The sequence below is a fragment of the Exiguobacterium sp. UBA6282 genome, from assembly GCF_002440475.1.
Taxonomy (GTDB): Bacteria; Bacillota; Bacilli; order Exiguobacteriales; family Exiguobacteriaceae; genus Exiguobacterium_A.
This window is the reverse complement of sequence record NZ_DJUM01000002.1, coordinates 1-20,206: the sequence shown is the minus strand read 5'-3', so window position 1 is coordinate 20,206 and position 20,206 is coordinate 1. Positions and strand designations below refer to the sequence as shown.

Sequence of the window (20,206 nt, the reverse complement as noted above, 5' to 3'; positions counted from 1 at the left end):
ACAAAACAAAAAAAACACGGGATTAACCGTGTTTTCGACAATCATACGGACGTGTCCGTTCCAATCGATGAATCAAACGATCCAAGAATATATGATGGCGGCGTTCGAGTTGCGTGATCCGTTCAAGCGGCAACCACGCAAAATCAAAGAAATCACCGCAATCCTGACCGTCACCAGCAACACAATGCGTCCAGCGGTTCTCTTGGCATTCAATGTGCGCATGATAGAAATACGTGTAATGCACTCGCATTCGCTCCGGATAACGCATCTCTTCTTCGCCGATGTACTGGACGGATGCTAACGAGAGACCACTTTCCTCAAGCGTCTCACGGACAGCCGCTTCTTTTGCGATTTCAGCATCTTCGATCGTACCTGCAGGAATCTGCCAATCACTCTCAGGAGCCGATTGTGGATGAAAAACAAGTAGTTCCCATCCGTTAGGTTTTTCCCGAGTGATATAGATTGCTACTTTTTCGCGACGTCTGAATTTCATCTTCATCACCTCTCCAAGGTCGGCAGATTGCACAACAAGCAGCTAAAGGGACGGTCCCGTAGCTGCTTGATCAATTGACGCTATAAGCAAAGCTGCGGAGACGCGTGACCCGACGCTTGTTCGTGACGAATCGTGACCTGACTATTTCTTCTATTGTAGCTGTTATTGGTCAGTGTTTCAATTTGTAAACGATATTTCTAGCGATAAATCTCAAAATTCCGAGCATTCGTCTCAAAATTCCCTCTCCTGCCCTGCTAAATCTAAAAAAGCTCCCCCGTTATCCGGAGGAGCCTTATCTCATCGTGTATACCAGTCGAGCAATGGACCGAATTTCTCTTCATCATAGGCAAATGAACCGTTCGACAAGCGGTCGAGGAACGATAACGAACCGATTTGGATCGTTTTCTCCTGCTCTTTCCCGCTAAGGACCAATTCCTTTGCTTGCGTGACATCGATCAATGCTGCGACCCGGTGTGGCTTGGACTTCAAATCACGCAGTAACTGTAAGCCACGGAGCGCACGGCTCGAGACTTGGAACTGATCCGCGAGACGCATCTTCTTCAAGGCACCCCGTTGCGTCAAAAGAACGATCTGCGGCGCTTCCTTGAAGCCGATCGCACCCGCGACGACGTCCTGATCCTTCAGGTTGATCGCCTTGACACCGGCAGCCCGGACACCGACGACCGGGACGTCATCTTCCGTGAACCAGAGCCCGAAACCGTTCTGTGTCGCAAGGAACAGGTCCGTTTGACCCGTCGAGACCTGAGCGTACAAGACTTCGTCGTCTGCCTTCAGACGGACGCCTTGGAGTGGTTTTGACTTCCGCTGTGCATTGTAATCACTCAGTTTCGAGCGTTTGACCATCCCTTGACGGGTAACGAACAAGCAGTGATGGGCTTCATCGAACGAGCGGACGAGATCCGCTGAAAGAACCCGGTCACCCGGTTCGAGAGGGACGAGGTTCGCGACGTGTTGACCGCCATCTTTCCATTTCGTATCCGGCAATTGGTGGACCGGAATCAGCAAGTAGTTTCCGCGAACGGTCCAGACAATCAAGTGATCGGTCGTCATCGCTTGCCCTTGGAGCAACGGACGATCCTGTTCCTTCAAGTCCGGTAAGTCGTTCGAGGCACCGAATGAACGGAGTGATGAACGTTTGACGTAACCGTTCTTCGACAGGAAGACCATCGTTTCCTCGACAGCGATCATGACTTCCGTCTTCAGCTTCAGTTCTTCTACTTCCGCTTCGATCGTCGAGCGACGTTTGTCCGCGACTTGTTCTTTCAAGACCGTCAATTCCTTGATGATGAGACGATTACGTGTCTTTTCATCGTTGAGGATCTTCTCAAGACGAGCGATCTCCTTCTCGAGTTTCGCCGCTTCTTCCTGCAACTCGACGATATCGGTATTCGTTAACCGGTAGAGTTGAAGCATGACGACGGCTTCCGCTTGACGGTCCGTGAAGTTGAACCGCGCAATCAGCTTGTCCTTCGCATCTGCTTTATTCGATGCAGAACGGATCAAGGCAAGTGTCTCATCGAGGACAGAGATCGCTGTCATCAAGGCGGAGACGACTTCCTGGCGGCGTTTCGCTTGCTCAAGATCAAACGCTGTCCGACGGATGACGACTTCCTTGACGTGTGCGAGATACGCATCGAGGAGCGTCAAGACGCCCATTTGCCGCGGTGTCCGCTCGTGGATCGCGACCATGTTGTAGTTATAAGCGATTTGTAAATCAGTTTGTTTAAGGTAGAAGTGTAAGACACCTTCCGCGTCCGCTTCCTTTTTCAACTCGATGACGACCCGTAAGCCGTCACGATCAGTCTCATCACGGACTTCGGCGACACCTTCAACCTTTTTATCAAGACGGAGTTCTTCCATCCGTTTGACGAGGTTCGCTTTATTGACCTCATACGGGAGCTCAGTGATAACGATTTGCTGGCGACCGCCCCGCAATGTCTCAATCGTTGAACGCGAACGGATGATAACTTTCCCACGTCCTGTCTCGAACGCCTTTTTGATGCCGTCAAGACCTTGGACGACACCACCAGTTGGGAAATCAGGGCCTTGCATGTGCGTCAATAAGTCATCGACGTTCTGAACCGTACCGGAAATCCGACCGATCGCAGCATCAAGGACTTCCCCCGCGTGGTGCGGTGGAATCTCGGTTGCGTAACCGGCGGAAATCCCCGTCGAACCGTTCATCAGCAAGTTCGGCAGTAGTGATGGTAAGACAAGCGGTTCTTCCGTCGTATCATCGAAGTTGAGCGTGTAATCAACGGTCTGTTTGTTGATTCCGTCAAGAATGAGGCTTGAGACTTTCGACAGACGGGCTTCTGTATACCGCATCGCTGCCGCACTATCGCCGTCGATTGATCCATTGTTTCCTTGCATATCGATCAACGGGTAACGGAGCTTCCACTCTTGGCTCAAGCGGACCATTGCTTCATAGACCGATGAGTCACCATGCGGGTGGTAGTTACCGATGACGACGCCGACTGTCTTCGCCGATTTTCGGTAAGCACGGTCGAACAGGTTTCCTTCCGTATGCATCGCATACAAGATCCGACGTTGTACTGGTTTCAGACCATCACGGGCATCCGGTAAGGCACGATCTTGAATGATATATTTCGAATAACGACCAAACCGGTCGCCGACGACTTGCTCGAGCGACAGGTTCAGGATGTTTTGTAGATTAGACATGTTCGTTCACACTCTCTTTCGTCACGTGCTCATTCTCGATGATCGAGAGGTCTTCTGCGAGACCGAAGGCGACATTGTCCTCAATCCACGTCCGGCGGTGTCCGACGTTATCTCCCATCAGGACAGAGACGCGTTTTTCCGCTACGGCAGCATCGTCGATCGTAACCCGAATCAACGTCCGTGTCTCGGGATCCATCGTGGTTTCCCAGAGTTGCGGTGCGTTCATCTCCCCAAGTCCTTTGTAACGCTGGATCATATAACCTTTACCGAACTTCTTCGTCGTTTTCTTAAGTGTCTCTTCGTCCCAGACGTATTCGAACTTCTCCGATTTGCCTTTTCCTTTTGAGACGCGGTAGAGCGGTGGTAAAGCAACGAAGACCTTCCCAGCGTCAATCAATGGGCGCATGTAGCGGAAGAAGAACGTCAACAGCAAGACTTGGATATGCGCGCCATCGGTATCGGCATCGGTCATGATGATGACTTTGTCGAAATTACAATCTGACAAGTCGAAATCAGCTCCGACACCGCCGCCAATCGCGTGAATGATTGTGTTGATCTCTTCATTCTTCATGATATCGGCAAGTTTCGCTTTCTCTGTGTTCAAGACCTTCCCACGAAGTGGAAGGATTGCTTGGAACGTCCGGTTTCGTCCTTGTTTCGCAGAACCACCGGCAGAATCACCCTCAACGAGGAACAATTCATTCTTGTCCGCGTTTTTTGAAGCCGCAGGTGTCAGTTTTCCGTTCAAGATGCTCGAACGTTTTTTCTTTTTCCCGTTTCGTGCTTCTTCGCGCGCTTTCCGTGCCGCTTCCCGGGCTTGCGCAGCGCGAATTGCTTTTTTGATCAACAGCGTCGCCGTTTGTGGATTCTCTTCCAAGTACGTCGAGAGACGACGACTGATGACAGCGTCACAGCTCGTCCGCGCTTCCGGTGAGCCGAGTTTCGACTTCGTTTGTCCTTCAAACTGGAGGAATTCTTCCGGGATCCGGATCGAGACGATCATCGTCAACCCTTCGCGGATATCATTTCCGTCAAGGTTCTTATCCTTTTCCTTCAAAAGCGTGTTTTTCCGGGCATATTCATTCATGACCCGTGTCATTGCTGTTTTTGCCCCGACTTCATGTGTGCCGCCGTCGCGTGTCCGGACGTTGTTGACGAACGAAAGGACGTTTTCCGAGTATGCATCCGTGAACTGGAAGGCGATATCGACTTCGATCTCGTTTTCCGTTCCTTCGAATGCAACTGTCGGATGAAGCGTATCTTTATCATCGTTCAAGTACTGAACGAATTCGCTGACACCGTCTTGGTACTGGAAGATATCCTGTTTGTCGGACCGTTCGTCCGTCAACGTAATCTTCAGACCTTTTAGCAAGAAGGCTGATTCGCGTAAGCGTTCCGCAAGCGTATCGTAGTTGTATGTCAACGTACTGAAGATCGAGCCATCTGGTTTAAAGTAGACGCTCGTTCCTTTTTGACGCGTCGTACCCGTTTCAAGCAACGTCGTCTTCGGAATCCCGCCGTTTTCAAACGTTTGCTCATATTGTTTCCCGTCACGGAAGATCGTTACTTTCAAATCCGTTGATAAGGCGTTAACGACCGACGCCCCGACGCCGTGTAAGCCACCGGACGTCTTATATCCACCTTGACCGAACTTACCACCGGCGTGAAGGACCGTGAAGATGACTTCAGCAGTCGGTTTTCCCGATGCATGCATCCCCGTCGGCATCCCACGTCCATGGTCACGGACCGTGATCGCATTATCTTTATGGATCGTGACATCAATTTGTTCCCCGAATCCTGCAAGTGCTTCATCGATCGCGTTATCAACGATCTCGTAGACGAGATGGTGAAGTCCACGGTGATCGGTAGAACCGATATACATACCTGGGCGCTTCCGGACTGCTTCGAGTCCTTCGAGCACCTGTATGGCATCATCATTGTAGTTATTTAAGTCTGTCGCCATTCAATTCACCTCAAAATTCGAAATTACGACGTCGTTTTTACAAACGTTCGTTCGTTATTTCAAGTAGTCTGTCTCTAATTGTAGGCATCTTCTTGCTTCCTGACAAGCATAACCTGTAATGGGCATGAAAAAAGACACCTTCACGAACGGGTGAAGATGCCTAAAGTCGTGCGATGACTTACAGGTATTGATGCTCGATTTTGATGCAACGATTCTCAATATATGGAATGCCAGCGCCGAGCGCCAGGCTCTCTGCTTCGACACTTGAGAGACCAAGTTGATTCCAGATCATCCCGACGTCACCGTGAGCGACAGCATCTTTCGCGACATCCGCCAAAAACTCAGACCGACGAAAAACGTCAACGATATCGATGTGTCCTGGAATGCTTGCAACACTTGGATAGACTTTTTGACCGTTCCACTCATTTAACGTCGGATTGACCGGAATGACTTCGTACCCGTGTTGAACCAAGTAGTCCGCAATCCAGTTCGCCGTCTTCCCAGAATCACTTGAGACACCGACGACCGCAATGCGTTTCGCGTCCTTCAAATACTGACGTGCTTGTTGATCGGTAATCATTTAGAACTCCCCCTTATGAAAATAACTCTTACCTAACACTCTATACCCGAACCAAGATGAAGTATGCGAAATCGAGCACGTTTTCGACGTTTTTCAGAAAGCGTCTTGAAATCAAATGAATCGACCAATTACCCATCAGACGTCTTCTCGATGCAACTGAGAGCGAAATTGACTATTCATTCTTTTTTAGTGGTTTAGGTGACATAATACTATTATTGTTATCAAAGAGACTTTACAACCCTTAAACCTCTAAAAATAGGTTAAATTCTCACGTGCATCGAGTTGACCGACGACCCGTCTAGCACCTTGTCGATGCAACTGAGCGCTCCCTGTCTGACAATTTAACATTGCGTGAAATAACTATTTCACGCAAACAAGTGCCTGACGTATCAACGTTTGGTATACTACTACTAGAGGGGTGATTGTCGGATGAGTTTATTTAAAAACCTAGGAAAAACAATACATAAAACGACCGTTTCGGCTACAGCACCAGCGATTCCCGGTTATGAGCGGATGCCACGCTTCATTCAGTCCTATTTAGATCAGTTAGCAGCCAAACATTTCTCATTAGCAACGATGCGTCGGTACGTCTATGACTATGAAGCGTTCTTCCAATTCGTCGCTGCGGCGTCAGGTGAAGAGGTAACAGCGCGAGATATTCCGCTTGAAGCATTCGTCGAGATCGATGCAGCAGGAATCGAAGCCTACGCCGAATACCTTGCCTTAACGAAACAAAATGCACCGAGCGTCATCAACCGGAAGTTATCAGCGTTACAGTCACTGTTTCGTTATTTGGTCGATACCGGTCAGTTGTCGGAAAACCCGGTCGCCAAAGTCAATCGACCGAAACAAGCGAAACGGGAACCGGTTTATCTGACGAAACGCGAATGGAACGAATTGATTCAATTATTACCATCAAACGTTGAGATGAATACCCGTGAAGCGTCGCATTATGAACGGGATCGTGTCCGCGACGTGACGTTATTCCAATTACTTGGCTATAGCGGGATGCGTTTAAGTGAGATGACGCAACTCGTCTGGAACGATGTCGATTTCCACGAAAATACGCTCCGCGTCATCGGGAAAGGCAATAAAGAACGATTGATTCCACTTGCGAAACCAGCACGAATTGCCTTACGCAAATACGCGATCCATTATCAGATGCCAACGAGCGGCGCCGTACCTGTCTTCCAAAAACACGGGAAACCACTCAGCCCACGGGCAGTCCAGCATATTTTGCAGCGGCACACGGAACGGCTGAAGCCAGTCCTCCCCTTTTTAGAGCGCAAAAAAATTACGCCACATAAACTGCGGCATACGTTTGCGACACGACTTGCGACCAGCGGGGTCGATGTCCTGACGATCCAGCAGTTACTCGGTCACGAATCCGTAGCAACGACGCAGGTCTATGCCCATATCGGTGATTCGGAGAAAAAACGCGCCGTCGATTTGTTTGATGGTGAACGATAATATTATTATGTTAACTAAAGGAGGGATCTCATGAATTACGGGCTCAGTGAACGTAAAATCAAACAGATGTCTGATGCCTATGCCTTTCGACGGGGAAAGAAGTATGTCGCTGCCCGAAAGGTCACGTTACACAATTACCGGATGGGTGACGAGCTAATTGAAGCGAGCGTAGACGGTGAGGAACGATTCACGGTGACGGTCCGCGTCAAGGCGCACGGCGTCGACGCTGGCTGTAACTGTCCGTCGCTTGCGATGGATAAGTCATTTTGTGGACATATCGTCGCTGTTTTACTGGCGATGCATCATGTGCAGGCACACGGCACACCAACACCGCTCTCGCCGCAAATCCGCCCTTTTACGGCAATTCAAGTCGACGACGCAGGCGCGCGCAACTATTTACGCAGTCTCACACCTGATCGTATNNCGATTCATTTCGAACTGACTGGACCCGTCGTGACGCTCAAACGATTGACGGATAAACAGCAGCATCAACTGTCCCTGCCCTACTTCGATCGTTTGCTTGGACAGACAGAGTATTTGCAGCGGGTTGCGGATGTTTCGTTCAGTCCTGATTTACAGGAACGGATCGTTTCCGGTACACCGATCGCTAAGCTCCATCTCGATCGAACGGCTCAGAAAGTTGAAGTCCGCGTGTCGTTTGATTATCAAGGGATTCAGCTGAATCCACTCGACGAGACGATTTATGCTGGACGGGATCAAGTAACGGAGCAAAGTGTCTTACGCTATTTACGTGAATTCCAAGCGACACCATCGAATTCGCACTATGTCATCACCAGTGATGCCGCGCAGTATGCTTTTTTGCGGAGTCTGCTTGACGAACGGGTTGCGCTCGGTCAACTGGAGTTATTTGCAACGCAAGCCATCCGAACGACGTTACCAAAAGGACCCTTTCATCCGCGGATCGAAGTCGACGTGACAGACCGCCTCGACTGGCTTGTCTTCAACTTTTCGATGGACGGAATTCCGGAAGACGAGCTGAAACGTGTCCTGAAGTCGCTCATCTTACAAAAACGCTATCACCGCTTGAAATCCGGACAGTTCGTATCTTTAGAGGCACGGGCCTTTCAGCAGTTGCAACGGGTTCTCGCCCAGATGGAAGCGAGTGAACGTGACTTACGCGACGGACGACTCGTCTTACCTGCCGTCCGGAACATGAAGCATCTGATCGGTGCCTCCATCCTGCATCTCCATGCCGATTTGCTCGAGAAATGGTTCGAATTGAAATCCGGACAAGGATTCCGGCTCGACTTGCCGAATTCATTAGAGTCACAACTCTATCCGTATCAACGGACGGGCATTCAATTTCTAAAGAATTTGGACGCGCACCGATGTCACGGCATCTTGGCCGATGAGATGGGGCTTGGAAAGACAATTCAAGCGATTGGTTATATAGCAACGATTTCGGATAGTCGTGCACTGATCGTCGCACCAGCATCACTGCTCCGCAACTGGGAGGCGGAACTGAAGCGCTTTTTACCCGGTCGACCGGTTCATGTCGTGACGGGTTCTCAAACTAGCCGACTTTCCGAACTGGAGTACTTGGCTGAAAACACAGTGACGATCGTCTCCTATACGACGCTTCGGACCGACGTCCGTCGCCATCCTGTATATGACGTCGTTTTCTTTGATGAAGCACAGCACTTGAAGAATCCGCAGTCACAAACAGTCAGTCAACTGCGACATCTGCAAGCAAAACGCCGGTTCGCCTTGACAGGAACACCACTTGAGAATCGGCCGCGCGATATCTGGTCGATCTTCCATGTCTTGTTTCCGGAATTACTGCCGGATTTAGCGACGTTTGAGAAATGGTCGTTTGATGACATGCAACAATTCATTCAACCATTTTTATTACGGCGTGAGAAAAAAGATGTCTTACAGGATTTACCAAAGAAGCAGATCGAGCATCATTATGTCGAGCTCGGACCGAATCAAAAACGGTTATATGCGTCGTATCTCGCCAAATTGCAACTCGAGACGCTGCAGCATTTAGACGAAACGAAACGTGAAGATCGTTTGAAGTTACTGGCGGGCTTAACGCGGTTGCGGCAAATTTGCAACGATCCGGGATTATTCGTCGAGGGGTACACAGGGGAAGCAACGAAACGAACGCGTCTACTCTCACTGATTGCAGAAAAACGAGCAGTCGGAAAACGGATCTTGATCTTCTCACAGTATACGCAAATGCTCGAGCGCATTCGTTCGGATCTCGCGCAACGTCACCTCCCCCACTTCCTATTGACGGGTGAGACACCGCTCGAAGACCGGGTCGCGTTATGCGACCGGTTCAATGACGGTGAAGTCGATCTCTTCTTGATTTCGCTGAAAGCTGGCGGAACGGGACTCAACCTCGCCTCCGCTGATACCGTCATCCTGTTTGACAGCTGGTGGAATCCGGCCGTCGAACAACAGGCAGCCGATCGCGCCCATCGGCTTGGACAACAGTCTGACGTGACGGTCATCAAATTGCTGACACGCGGAACGATCGAAGAGAAGATGACGGAATTACAAGATCGAAAAGCCAAAATGGTCGATGCCGTCCTGACGGCTCCAGACAGTGACGCCTTGACCGTCAAGGAACTCGTTCATCTCGTAACGACAAAGGAGGAACAACGGTGATCCTTGATCTCCTGCTTGGTTATCTCATCGGTAGCATTTTAGGTGGTACGCTCTTTAAGTACATTAGTCGTACCGATTTGGCACAGGTCGGTTCCGGAAACATCGGTGCCCGCAATGCCCATCGTGCCGGTGGGCTTCCGGCTTTTTTATTCGTTTATCTGTTTGATGCCGCGAAGACAGTCTTTGCGTTGCAGATCACTGACACGTTTTATCCGGTCGCCCTCGCCGTGCTCATCGGTCACTTGTTTCCGTTGTTTCACCCACGACGCGGCGGTAAAGGGTACGCTGTATTTTCCGGAATCGTCTTCGCTATCACGCCATGGGCATATCTTGCCGGATTAGGCATACTCGGTTTGTCTTATCTCGTAACGAAAGATAGTGTCAAAGCGGGCCTTATTCCGGTCGTTTTACTTCCGTTACTACCCGTCTTCTTAGACGCAGGGTCAGTCAATATCTTGTGTACCGTTGCCGTAAGTCTACTTGTCCTGTGGGCTCATGATGCACTCCACAAGCCAGCCATTACATAAGGAGGACGTCTCCATGATCGACTTTTCCATTGCAACTGCGGACGACGCGGAAGCAATCCATGAATTGAACTACCTCACCTTTACAGAAGAGATTCCGCAACATCAACCGAACATCGAACGGAAACGAATTGATCGATTCCATGATCAGAACACTTACTTGATCGGTAAGGAGGACGATCGACTCGTCGCGATGATCGCCATTCGAAAGCATCGTCCCTTTTCGCTTGAGGAAAAGGGCGTGACGCTAGAAGAGACACTGACGGACCCAGCGGAAATCCGCTTACTTAGCGTTCGTCCCGAATACCGCAATAGTCGTACGTTCATGCAATTGATGCGCTTTTTAATGGTCTACCTCGAGCGGGAGACGATTGATCATGTCTATATCAGTGGTACGACGCGGGAAGCAAAACTATACGCGCGGTTCGGTTTCACACCGATTGCAGCGACGCTTGGTAGTGGTGACGCCCAGTTTGTACCGATGTTGTTGTCGCGCGCAACATACGAACGATCCGTCATCGCGGATGTCTTACGTCCCCTGCATTTTCTAGCCGGTCCGGTCGAGGTTGCGCCGACGGTCCGTCAAGCGGCACAACAAGCACCGCGTCCACATCGGACGGTCTCGATGCGTCAGCTCGATCAAGATTTACGTAACCGAATGTGTCAGTTGCTGGATTTGCCACATGTCTCGATGGCCGTCGGCAGCGGTACGCTCGCCAATGATATTGTCGCGCAACAACTCACTGGACATGGATTGATCCTGAACGGCGGCGAGTTCGGTCAACGCTTGATTGATCACGCGGCACGTGCCGGCAAGTCCTTTGATGTCCATACGCTTCCCCCCGGTCACCCGATTGACTTGAAGCAACTCGCTCATCAATTGAGGCAAACGGCATACAACTGGATCTGGTTGACGCATTGTGAGACGTCAACGGGTGTTCTCTATGATCTTGATGCAGTAAAAGTGCTGTTAGATCAACGAACCGCACTCGTCGTCGATGCGATCAGCGCTGTTGGAACCGGACATTTCTCATACGATGGCTGCACTTTCGTCACGACTGTTTCCGGGAAAGCGATTGGTGGTTTACCGGGTCTTGCGTTCATTGGTCACGCAGATCGCGTCCTACCTTCTCTCTGTATTCCCCGCTATCTGGATTTAGGACTCTACGCGGAAGGGGTTGCCTTTTCCGGCTCGTCGAACCTGTTGCTTGCCTGTCAGGCAGCGCTTGATGCCCTCGATCTTAATCAAGCAGCAATCAAGATGACCTATCTCGAACAAGCCGTCCGCGCAACTGGATTCCAACTGCTCGCACAACAAGAAGCACAAGCGCCGGGAATACTGACGATCGTTCATCCGTCCGCAACTGATTTAGGCGACGCTCTGCGCATTCAGGGGTATCACGTCCAGTACGAAAGCGACTATCTCGTTTACAATCAGTGGCTACAAATTTCGACGATGGGACAAACGACGATGCGGCAAATTGAACGTCTCGTTCGTGTTTTAGTTCGTGAAAATCAACGAATCACCATAAAGAATGAAAAAAACGAAAGACCTCTCAACCCTTGATTTCAAGCGGTTTGGAGGTCTTTCGACTTCAAAAAGATAAAAAAAGAGGTTTATGGATTTAAAACATAGGGGTATAAACTCATTAGCACCGCATCAAACCGGTGACTTACTCACACATGTTTCTCAATATCAGCGTAATGACCTGGGAGAGAAATGCAAAGTCACGAAAGCGTCAGATTCATGAGAGTCTGAAACCGATTGTCTTAGCATGATTCATATTGTTCAGGATTCGTCCTGCTCCTACATTCATTACCTTTTGAGGGCTATACCAAATTCAAGGGGGAAATGAACATGTCAGTTAATTTAACAGCCGAAAAACGCGAGGTACGTCCACGCTCACTCCGTAAACAATTGCGTCATGAAGGAAAAGCTCTTGGCGTCGTGTATGGTTACAAAGTGGAAAGTACACCAATCGCATTTGAAGAAAAAGAATTGCTTAAAATCGTCCGAGAAAACGGTGAAAACGTCTTGATTTCACTCAAACTCGACGGTAAAAATATTAACGTCTTGATCAATCGCCGTGATATGGATGTCTTCACACCAACAGTCGATCACGTTGAATTCATCGCCGTGAAAATGGATGAAGAAACAGAAGTCGAAGCAGACGTTGTACTTGTTGGCGAAGCAGCCGGTGCAAAAGTTGGTGGCTTCCTATCACAAACACTCTTTAAAGTAACAGTCGCCGCTACACCAGATAAATTACCAGAGAACGTCGAAGTCGACGTCACGAACCTCGAAATCGGCGATTCGATTTCTGTAGCCGATCTTCCAGAACAAAAAGATTTCCGCATCGTTACAGAAGGCGATATTCAAGTCGCAGCTGTCGTCGAATCGACACTCGAGCAGGATCTTGAAGAAATCGAGGAAGCAGAGGCACAAGCAGAAGCTGGCGAAGACAACGAAGCGGAAGCAACAGAAGCGTCTTCAGAAGAAACAGCTGAAGAGAACGAAGACAATAAATAAGTCGTTTAACGATACGCCCTTTGCGGCGTATCGTTTTTTTTGTGTCTTGACAACAGACGCTGGATTGCCTAAAGTGAACAGCGTATCACCTATTACCATATCCACTAGGGGAGCCCAATTGGCTGAGACGATTCACTTCGGACCCTTCGAACCTGATCTAGTTCATACTAGCGTAGGAAAGTGGAGCGATCACATCCAATGACTCCTGCTGCGCGCAGTTTTTCTGAGGACCGCTCTCTTTTTTACGGAGGGCGGTCTTTTTTGGCGTCTCCCCCATTCAAAGGAGGACGTATCTAATGCAACACTGGAAAATGAAAGAAATCATGGTCATGATGATGCTCGCCGTCGCTTGCGGCGTCATCTATCTTGGTTGGTCAACACTCTGGTTACCGATCTCAGCGATCTTCGGTCCTGTCGGTGCCAACTGGATGTTTGGCATCTGGATCATTGCGAGTCCGCTCGTCGCAGCAATCATTCAAAAGCCAGGTGCCGCTTTAATTGCGGAAGTCGTCGCGGCAGCCGTCGAACTGTTCACAGGTAGTCATTTTGGTTTATCCGCTCTTCTGATCGGAGTCTGCCAAGGACTTGGTGCGGAACTCGTCTTCGCGATGACGCGTTACCGTCGTTATGACACATGGACCTTGATGTTATCGGGTGTCGGAGCCGCGATTGGTAGCATCGTTTATAGTCTAATCGCGAACGGATTCGGTTACTACACAACGACGACGTTGCTTGCGACAACTGGCTTACAATTGATCAGTGGTGCATTACTCGGTGGCTTGCTTGCAGCCATTCTCGTCCGTCGCCTTGTTGCGACTGGTGTCTTGAACGGGTTTGCAGCAGGACGTGCGAAACGAGAAATCGCATGATTACTGTCGACGACCTCAGCATCCGCTATCCCGGTCAGATGAAATCGGTGCTCAATCATGTATCGCTGACGATTGAGCAAGGGACGACCCTTCTGCTCGGACGAAGTGGGAGTGGCAAGACGACATTACTTCATGCCCTTGCCGGACTGACACCGGAAACGATTGAAGTCGAACAGACTGGTACCGTTACCCGGTCCGGTTCGGTCGGAATCTTGTTTCAAAATCCAGAAGAACAGTTCTGCATGGAGACGATCGGACGCGAAATCGCTTTTAGTTTAGAAAATCGCTCGATTCCGCGCGTGGAGATGGATGAACGAATTGAACGCTTACTCGCACTCGTCGGTCTCCCCCTCCCCTTCTCGACACCGATCGCGAGTCTATCCGGAGGAATGAAACAGCGTCTCGCACTCGCAGCGGTCCTAGCACTTGAGCCGACGATCTTATTACTCGATGAACCAACGGCTCAGATTGATCCAATCGGACAACATGAGCTGATGGCGTTGATTTTTCGGATTCAAAAAGAACACGATTTAACGATCGTCTTGATCGAACACCAACTCGATGTCTGTTTGTCGTACGTCGACCAGGTCGTCTTGCTTGAGGACGGATCGATTACTGCGACAGCAGATCCACGGGATCTGTTCCCGCAGGATTACAAAGAGCTTCAAACGAAAGGCATTGCCGTTCCCTCTTTATATCCGTATACGTTAGAGACGTTACCCATAGATGGACCGCAAGCGGCGCGACTTCATGTGCCTTCCCCCGTCGCTACAGCTGGTCGCTCTTTGTTACACGTCGCTGCATTATCGACGAAAGCACCATATCCGCTGACCGATGCGACATTTTCCCTGCAGACAGGAGAATGGGTGATGCTGCTTGGGGCAAATGGATCCGGTAAAAGTACATTGCTTGCGACACTCGGGCGGTTGCTTCCCAATCGTGGAACGTATCAGCTCCAGGGGCGTCCGGTTCATCGTTACTCCCAGCGTCGCTTTTATGAGCACGTTGGCTATGTCTTTCAACAACCGGATCTGCAGTTTCTTAAGCTGACGGTCGAAGCGGAAATCGACTGGAGCCACCGGGCAGCGACGAACGTTAAACGCGCGGCGTTGCTCGAACGGCTGGAACTGACATCTGTCAAACAGCAGTCACCACTTGCTCTTAGTACGGGACAACAACGACGGCTCAGCGTCGCAACGATGCTCGGACAAACGAAAGACTTATTGTTGCTCGATGAACCGACCTTCGGACAAGATGNNACGACGCTTAATGGAACAGTTACAGATGGAACAACAGAACGGTACGACACTCGTCATGGCGACGCATGATATGGAGCTCGTCGCCCGGTATGCGGATCGCGTCCTCGTCATGGAGCAAGGACGGATTGCTTTTGACGGTCGCCCAAGCGAGTTATTCGCTGACGTTCCATTACTCGAGCGCTGTCAGCTACAACGTCCAATTTCGTACCAATTCCAGGAGGTGAAACGTGATGCAAACGAACGTGTCCCCGTTCGCTAAACTCAATCCCGTCATTAAGGGAAGCGGATTGTTTTTGATCATGTTTGCCTTGATTGCAACGAATGACTGGGTCAAAACGTTAGTATTCCTGAGTTTTGCTATCGCACTGCTACTCCTCTCCGGATGGGGTCCTTTTGATTTCTTGAAGCGACTTGCGCCGTATAGTCTATTATTCTTATTGACGTTCTGGATGATGGCGGCTTTCGGCAAAGGAACGAATACTCTTTGGTCGTTTGGTTGGTTTCATGTCACGTTGGAAAGCGTCGCGCACGGCTGGTTACTTGCCTTACGTATGGCAACGTTCGTCTGCCTGAGCCTCGCTTTCGTCACGACGACCGACGCGACCCGTTTCGTAATGAGCTTGATCCATCAGGCGAAGTTATCACCCCGCTTTGCTTACGGGTTCCTTGCCGGGATTCGCTTTCTGCCGCAACTGGTCGAAGAAGTCCGCGTTTTGCGACAAGTCCGGATGATTCGCAATGTGCACAGTCGCTTTCCTGGTGATGGATTTCTTTCAATTGGCTTACCGCTCTTCTCACGGTCGATCCAGCGGGCAGAACGGATGGCGATTGCTCTCGAAGCCCGTCACTTTTCAGCAGAGCGAACGTATTACGAGGTACCGGTCGTTCAGCGTCAGGATATTATTTATCTCGTGGTCATCCTCCTATTCATCAGTCTTGTCTTTTGGCTATGATTACCGCCACCCGTATCCGGGTACACTCTAGCAAGACAGATTGAAGGAGAACGACATGAAACGTATCCTCTTGATTGGTGCAGGTCACGCTCACCTGCATTGCATTACACACGGACCAACACAAGACGTCGAGTGGCTGGTCCTGAACGCCTCGACGTACCAATATTACTCGGGCATGTACTCTGGGCTTGCTGATGGAACATACGACATGGATGAGATGCGTATTGACGTCGCCGCCTTATGTCGTGCCTATGATAAACCATTCATCAAGGAGACCGTCATCAAAGTCGACCCTGTTGAAAAGGTCGTCTTCGGTGCATCCGGCAGACGTTACACCTATGACGTCGTCTCAACGAATATCGGCTCATTCGACTGGCCGGAAGATATGGCGCGATTATCGATTAAACCGAACTACCGGTTACCGGATACATTAAAGCGACTGCAACTAGCAAAGCGTCCGGTCGTGATTGGGAGCGGAGCAGCTGCCGTCGAGATGGCGGCGTCCTTGAAAGCGGCGGGTGTACCGATCACATTGATCACGGATCCAGAGTTACTTTCAGGACATCCAGCAGCGGAAGCCATTACACGACGCTTACAAGAACTCGATGTTTATTGGATTCGAGAACGGCCACTGAACGAGGCGTCTCCTCTCCTCTTTTCACATCACCCGCCAATCGAGTCGGATGCGCTTATCCGCTTGACGGGTGCGAAAGCTCCGGCATTGTTTGCGGACAGTAAGCTCTATACGGAAGACGGATTCCTACTTGTCAATGAGCAGTTGCAAGCGCTCGATCATCCAAGTCTGTTTGCTGCGGGTGACGCGGCGACCCTCGTCGCTTATCCCGATATTCCAAAGAACGGCGTCACAGCTGTCCGGCAAGCACCGGTCTTACTAGCAAACCTCTTGCACTACGTCCAGGAAGAGGCACTGCAAACGTATCGTCCGCAAACGAACTATTTGACGATTTTATCGATGGGACCACGTCATTCGGTTTCCCTGTATGGTAAATCGTACTCAACTAATCGACTTGGTTGGTACCTGAAGCGCTGGATCGATCAACGGTTCATGCGGAAGTATCGTCCTTAAAAGTGTGCGCCGGCGCACACTTTTTTTGTACACAAAAACAAGCCATGGACGGGTGTCCATGGCTTGTTGGATTAGACGGTTTGATTTCCTTTGACGTACGAGAGTAGCGTTTCGTTGAATTTCTCTTGTTCATCAAGCAACATGCCGTGTCCACTCTCTTCGAAAACTTCGAGTCGCGCATGTGGGATTTCCTTTTGCATTTCTTCCGCGAACTCGAACGGACAAACTTGGTCTTTTTTACCGTGGATGATTAACGTATCAACTTTGATGTCTCCGAGTTTTCCACGTAAGTCTTCATCACGCAAGGCGACTGCTGACTGAATCGTACCGTGGGACGAAGCGGCGATACTAAGTCCGTGGAACCATTGTTGAAGTGGTTCTGGATGTTCTTTCGCAAAGAAGATTTCCCCGAATCCTTTAAGCATCGACGGACGATCTTGTTTCGTGTCGGCAATCAATCCATCGACTTCTTCTTTCGTCATTCCGTATGGATAACCATCTCGCTGTGTAAAGACTGGTGCCGCAGCTCCTGCGAGAACGAGCTTGCTGACTTTTGAGTCCCCGTAGTGCAAGAGATAGGATAAGGCGATCCCTCCTCCCATCGAGAAGCCGAGCAACACGACATTCGTTAATTTCAGCTGTTCGATGACTTCGTTAACGTCGGACGCCATCGTCTTGTAATCGTATCCCGTTGCCGGCGCATCTGATTTACCATAACCGCGATAATCGATCCCGACGTAACGGTATCCTTCTTCGACGAGCAGATTTTTTTGATACTCGAACATGTTGTTGTTTGCCGGCCAGCCGTGTAAAAAGACGACCGGTTGACCCGATCCGACGTCCTCGACGTAAATCTTCGTGCCATCAACTGCTTGAATAAATGTACCCATCTTAAAACCCCCATAGTAATAGATTGACCGTGCATGCATCTATTATTCCCGAGTCAAGAGATGTCAAACATCTTGATGTTAAAGTGTTATAGAAAATTCTGTCTATTATTGAAATTATGGTAAAATATAGTCATTAGGATGAAGGAGGTTTTTCATGAGACGCTATATACATACTGGTATTCTCGCAGGAGCAGTTCTTCTTGCCGGATGCGGAAAAGAACAATACTTAGATCTTACATATGATGCTAATTACTGGGGCGGTATCTCGACTACCTTTGATGGTCAAGAGATACCGGATCTCCCGAAAAAACAAACGGCGGCTTTGTTGAAGGCTTGTCAGCAAAAACCTGACATGATGCGCTTGCCTGATCGATATGTGCAACACGAAGGATTTGATTTATACTTCCTGCCTCCGAGTGTCCAGGGGCGCGAGTTCCAACACGTCCGTTTCCTGTCAGACGAAAAAAAGGACTATCTGGCGTGTCAGCCGATTCGCCACGCGGATTATGCGATCCACCAAATCAAGCGCAGTGATTACCCATTCGTCGATTGGTCGAACCAACCGCTTAAAGCTAAATCGACAGACGTTCGCTTTAAGCCTGTCCCAAAAGAAGTGACGGATCAACAAAAACAAGAAAATGAAGAAAGTAAAGACACGAAAGGACTTGGTCGTTACCTTTTCCCATCGTATCAATTGTCCTTACCACCAGAAGGACAATTCATTATTTTTGGAGAGGAAAACGGAAAAGAACGCACATTCTTCGAAGCGACCGAGTCGTTGTCCGGATCCGAACTGAATGTCTCTTTCCGCTATAGTCCAAAGAATGGAATCCAATCCGCAATAATAGACCTCACAGTAAGAGGAACGCGCGATGGAAACTCTTCAGTCATTCAAGAATATGTTCAAGGGCAATCCTACCGCATTAATCGCAAGAAATTACCTAATGTCCTCTCACCTGATCAAACGATTCACTTTGCAACCGTTCAAAAACTAGAAAAAGATAAAGTTGTCCAGGAAACACCAATTTATATGCGTCTTAATAAGTCATATAAAAAACCTTCCAATTACAAATATGCTTTTATCAATATCAAACAATCCGGTTATGTCGGATTTATCCACCAATCACCGAAACAGCTCGTTGATAGTGATTATAAGTTCATCTCGGCAATACCGGATCAACTAGCGAAAAAAATCGCTCAGGAATTAAAAGAGACCGAAGTGATAGAGCCACAAGGTAAAAAACTGCACAAAAAAAAATTGACCTTGATACGTGAAGGCAAAAGCCAAATGTTCGAGCTATTCGAACGAAAACGTGCCAAAAAACTTGAAATCTATGTCGTTAAACCAGGATCAAAGAACGGTGCGAAGCTGTCGGGTACGACAAGTGAAGCACTTAGTGAGGTGCTCAATCAATGAACAAACGGTACTGGATCGGACTCACACTTGGAGCGACGCTCGCGTTAAGCGGTTGTCAAAGTGATGCGCCGAATTTCAAATGGGATTACTTGTCGCAACTATATGATGGTGGACAGTTTAGTGATCAGGGTTCACGAACATTGTCAGCGAAGGAACGAATCGTCATACAAAAAACGTGCGCATCGAAAGTGAGCGATGCACCCAAAGATTACTCGGTCGGCGGAATCTATTCCATCATGATGGCGAAGCCATTCGATGACTATGCAGGTCAAACCGTTCGTTACGTTCAATCTGGAAAGAAGACTTACTTATATTGCGAAACGCCATTAAAAAGTGGATATTATCCGCTAGCAAAGAAAGACGATGTCTTCAAGAAGACAGCTCTGACTCCACAACGACAGGACTTTAGCATGAAGCCTGCTGTACTAAAAAAAGACGATTGGTTCATCCCCGATGAAAAGATTGCAGAGAACTCCGCTCGAACATTAGAGCTCCCAGGCTCCGGTTACCTTGTCATTGACGCGACGGATGTCACGAAAAAAGATACACGGACGACGCTCTTCACGTACACGCATTCGCTGACACCTTTTACACGTGACGTCAAACTCTATCTCGTCTACAATCAACAATTCGATTCGACTTATGACGTCGTGGTGCGCATGCCTGAGTTATACGGTGGACGTCATGCCGAACGTCCGATCCATTCGATGAAACAACCGGGAAAGGTCCGATTCATTCCGGGAGACGGCACACCGGAACATTACGGAACGCTCATCGCAACCGAGAATAACGGACGCGAATTCCGCTATGAATTATCGATTCGACATACGA

17 protein-coding genes and 1 riboswitch are annotated in these 20,206 nt (G+C 49.3%); of the genes, 12 read left to right on the top strand and 5 right to left on the bottom strand.

Going from position 1 to position 20,206, the window contains the following annotated elements; translation table 11 throughout:
• Window positions 1-22 precede the first annotated feature (22 nt).
• The 4 genes from B2751_RS00200 to B2751_RS00185 all read right to left on the bottom strand — a co-directional run bounded on the left by B2751_RS00200 (window position 23) and on the right by B2751_RS00185 (window position 5,739).
• Window positions 23-493: an NUDIX domain-containing protein gene (locus B2751_RS00200; protein WP_230088538.1), complete on the bottom strand. Its 471-nt coding sequence runs from the start codon at window positions 491-493 to the stop codon at window positions 23-25.
• Between the two features lie 297 nt (window positions 494-790).
• Entirely contained in the window at window positions 791-3,196 is a 2,406-nt protein-coding gene (parC, locus tag B2751_RS00195) for a DNA topoisomerase IV subunit A (RefSeq protein WP_035407954.1), read from the bottom strand.
• Window positions 3,189-5,159, bottom strand: a complete 1,971-nt coding sequence (gene parE, locus B2751_RS00190; RefSeq protein WP_035407952.1) for a DNA topoisomerase IV subunit B — start codon at window positions 5,157-5,159, stop codon at window positions 3,189-3,191. The genes parC and parE overlap by 8 nt, the downstream gene beginning before the upstream one ends.
• A gap of 178 nt (window positions 5,160-5,337) precedes the next feature.
• Complete coding sequence (locus tag B2751_RS00185; RefSeq protein ID WP_023468336.1) at window positions 5,338-5,739, bottom strand: CoA-binding protein; 402 nt, start codon at window positions 5,737-5,739, stop codon at window positions 5,338-5,340.
• 429 nt (window positions 5,740-6,168) lie between these two features.
• On the opposite strand from B2751_RS00185, the gene B2751_RS00180 reads away from it, so the two are divergent.
• The 10 genes from B2751_RS00180 to B2751_RS00135 all read left to right on the top strand — a co-directional run bounded on the left by B2751_RS00180 (window position 6,169) and on the right by B2751_RS00135 (window position 17,068).
• Window positions 6,169-7,209, top strand: a complete 1,041-nt coding sequence (locus B2751_RS00180; RefSeq protein ID WP_290771958.1) for a tyrosine-type recombinase/integrase — start codon at window positions 6,169-6,171, stop codon at window positions 7,207-7,209.
• Between the two features lie 30 nt (window positions 7,210-7,239).
• Entirely contained in the window at window positions 7,240-9,846 is a 2,607-nt protein-coding gene (locus B2751_RS00175; RefSeq protein WP_290771957.1) for a DEAD/DEAH box helicase, read from the top strand.
• Window positions 9,843-10,373 carry a glycerol-3-phosphate acyltransferase gene (locus B2751_RS00170; protein WP_290771953.1) on the top strand — a complete coding sequence of 177 codons (531 nt, stop codon included), beginning with the start codon at window positions 9,843-9,845 and terminating at the stop codon, window positions 10,371-10,373. The genes B2751_RS00175 and B2751_RS00170 overlap by 4 nt, the downstream gene beginning before the upstream one ends.
• A gap of 13 nt (window positions 10,374-10,386) precedes the next feature.
• On the top strand, window positions 10,387-11,937 hold the full coding sequence (locus B2751_RS00165) for a GNAT family N-acetyltransferase (RefSeq protein WP_290771950.1): 1,551 nt from the start codon (window positions 10,387-10,389) through the stop codon (window positions 11,935-11,937).
• Between the two features lie 291 nt (window positions 11,938-12,228).
• Window positions 12,229-12,900, top strand: a complete 672-nt coding sequence (locus B2751_RS00160) for a 50S ribosomal protein L25/general stress protein Ctc (RefSeq protein WP_214728666.1) — start codon at window positions 12,229-12,231, stop codon at window positions 12,898-12,900.
• A gap of 96 nt (window positions 12,901-12,996) precedes the next feature.
• Window positions 12,997-13,096: riboswitch (TPP riboswitch) on the top strand.
• A 100-nt stretch (window positions 13,097-13,196) separates the two neighbouring features.
• Window positions 13,197-13,769: an ECF transporter S component gene (locus B2751_RS00155; RefSeq protein ID WP_035407914.1), complete on the top strand. Its 573-nt coding sequence runs from the start codon at window positions 13,197-13,199 to the stop codon at window positions 13,767-13,769.
• Entirely contained in the window at window positions 13,766-15,097 is a 1,332-nt protein-coding gene (locus B2751_RS00150; RefSeq protein ID WP_290771943.1) for an ABC transporter ATP-binding protein, read from the top strand. The genes B2751_RS00155 and B2751_RS00150 overlap by 4 nt, the downstream gene beginning before the upstream one ends.
• Complete coding sequence (locus tag B2751_RS00145; protein ID WP_290771940.1) at window positions 15,054-15,287, top strand: hypothetical protein; 234 nt, start codon at window positions 15,054-15,056, stop codon at window positions 15,285-15,287. Before B2751_RS00150 ends, B2751_RS00145 begins: the two co-directional genes overlap by 44 nt.
• Entirely contained in the window at window positions 15,259-15,981 is a 723-nt protein-coding gene (locus B2751_RS00140) for an energy-coupling factor transporter transmembrane component T family protein (RefSeq protein ID WP_290771937.1), read from the top strand. Before B2751_RS00145 ends, B2751_RS00140 begins: the two co-directional genes overlap by 29 nt.
• 55 nt (window positions 15,982-16,036) lie before the next feature.
• Window positions 16,037-17,068, top strand: a complete 1,032-nt coding sequence (locus B2751_RS00135; RefSeq protein WP_290771934.1) for an NAD(P)/FAD-dependent oxidoreductase — start codon at window positions 16,037-16,039, stop codon at window positions 17,066-17,068.
• Between the two features lie 71 nt (window positions 17,069-17,139).
• On the opposite strand, the gene B2751_RS00130 is transcribed toward B2751_RS00135, so the two are convergent.
• The gene (locus B2751_RS00130) at window positions 17,140-17,958 is read right to left on the bottom strand and encodes an alpha/beta fold hydrolase (protein ID WP_290771931.1); all 819 of its coding nucleotides are present in this window, start codon (window positions 17,956-17,958) and stop codon (window positions 17,140-17,142) included.
• A 154-nt stretch (window positions 17,959-18,112) separates the two neighbouring features.
• Here B2751_RS00130 and B2751_RS00125 point away from each other — a divergent pair, with 154 nt between their 5' ends.
• The gene (locus B2751_RS00125; RefSeq protein WP_290771928.1) at window positions 18,113-19,375 is read left to right on the top strand and encodes a hypothetical protein; all 1,263 of its coding nucleotides are present in this window, start codon (window positions 18,113-18,115) and stop codon (window positions 19,373-19,375) included.
• Window positions 19,372-20,206 (top strand): hypothetical protein (locus B2751_RS00120; protein ID WP_290771924.1); only part of this gene is annotated, 835 nt, incomplete at its 3' end. The genes B2751_RS00125 and B2751_RS00120, both read left to right, overlap by 4 nt.

What these genes read in the sequence shown, in the direction of transcription:
- B2751_RS00130 (WP_290771931.1), bottom strand. Translation starts at nt 17,958, where the DNA reads ATGGGTACATTTATTCAAGCAGTTGATGGCACGAAGATTTACGTCGAG.
- B2751_RS00125 (WP_290771928.1), top strand. Translation starts at nt 18,113, where the DNA reads ATGAGACGCTATATACATACTGGTATTCTCGCAGGAGCAGTTCTTCTT.
- B2751_RS00155 (WP_035407914.1), top strand. Translation starts at nt 13,197, where the DNA reads ATGCAACACTGGAAAATGAAAGAAATCATGGTCATGATGATGCTCGCC.
- B2751_RS00140 (WP_290771937.1), top strand. Translation starts at nt 15,259, where the DNA reads ATGCAAACGAACGTGTCCCCGTTCGCTAAACTCAATCCCGTCATTAAG.
- B2751_RS00165 (WP_290771950.1), top strand. Translation starts at nt 10,387, where the DNA reads ATGATCGACTTTTCCATTGCAACTGCGGACGACGCGGAAGCAATCCAT.
- B2751_RS00160 (WP_214728666.1), top strand. Translation starts at nt 12,229, where the DNA reads ATGTCAGTTAATTTAACAGCCGAAAAACGCGAGGTACGTCCACGCTCA.
- B2751_RS00185 (WP_023468336.1), bottom strand. Translation starts at nt 5,739, where the DNA reads ATGATTACCGATCAACAAGCACGTCAGTATTTGAAGGACGCGAAACGC.
- B2751_RS00145 (WP_290771940.1), top strand. Translation starts at nt 15,054, where the DNA reads ATGGAACAACAGAACGGTACGACACTCGTCATGGCGACGCATGATATG.
- B2751_RS00180 (WP_290771958.1), top strand. Translation starts at nt 6,169, where the DNA reads ATGAGTTTATTTAAAAACCTAGGAAAAACAATACATAAAACGACCGTT.
- parC (WP_035407954.1), bottom strand. Translation starts at nt 3,196, where the DNA reads ATGTCTAATCTACAAAACATCCTGAACCTGTCGCTCGAGCAAGTCGTC.
- parE (WP_035407952.1), bottom strand. Translation starts at nt 5,159, where the DNA reads ATGGCGACAGACTTAAATAACTACAATGATGATGCCATACAGGTGCTC.
- B2751_RS00135 (WP_290771934.1), top strand. Translation starts at nt 16,037, where the DNA reads ATGAAACGTATCCTCTTGATTGGTGCAGGTCACGCTCACCTGCATTGC.
- B2751_RS00200 (WP_230088538.1), bottom strand. Translation starts at nt 493, where the DNA reads ATGAAATTCAGACGTCGCGAAAAAGTAGCAATCTATATCACTCGGGAA.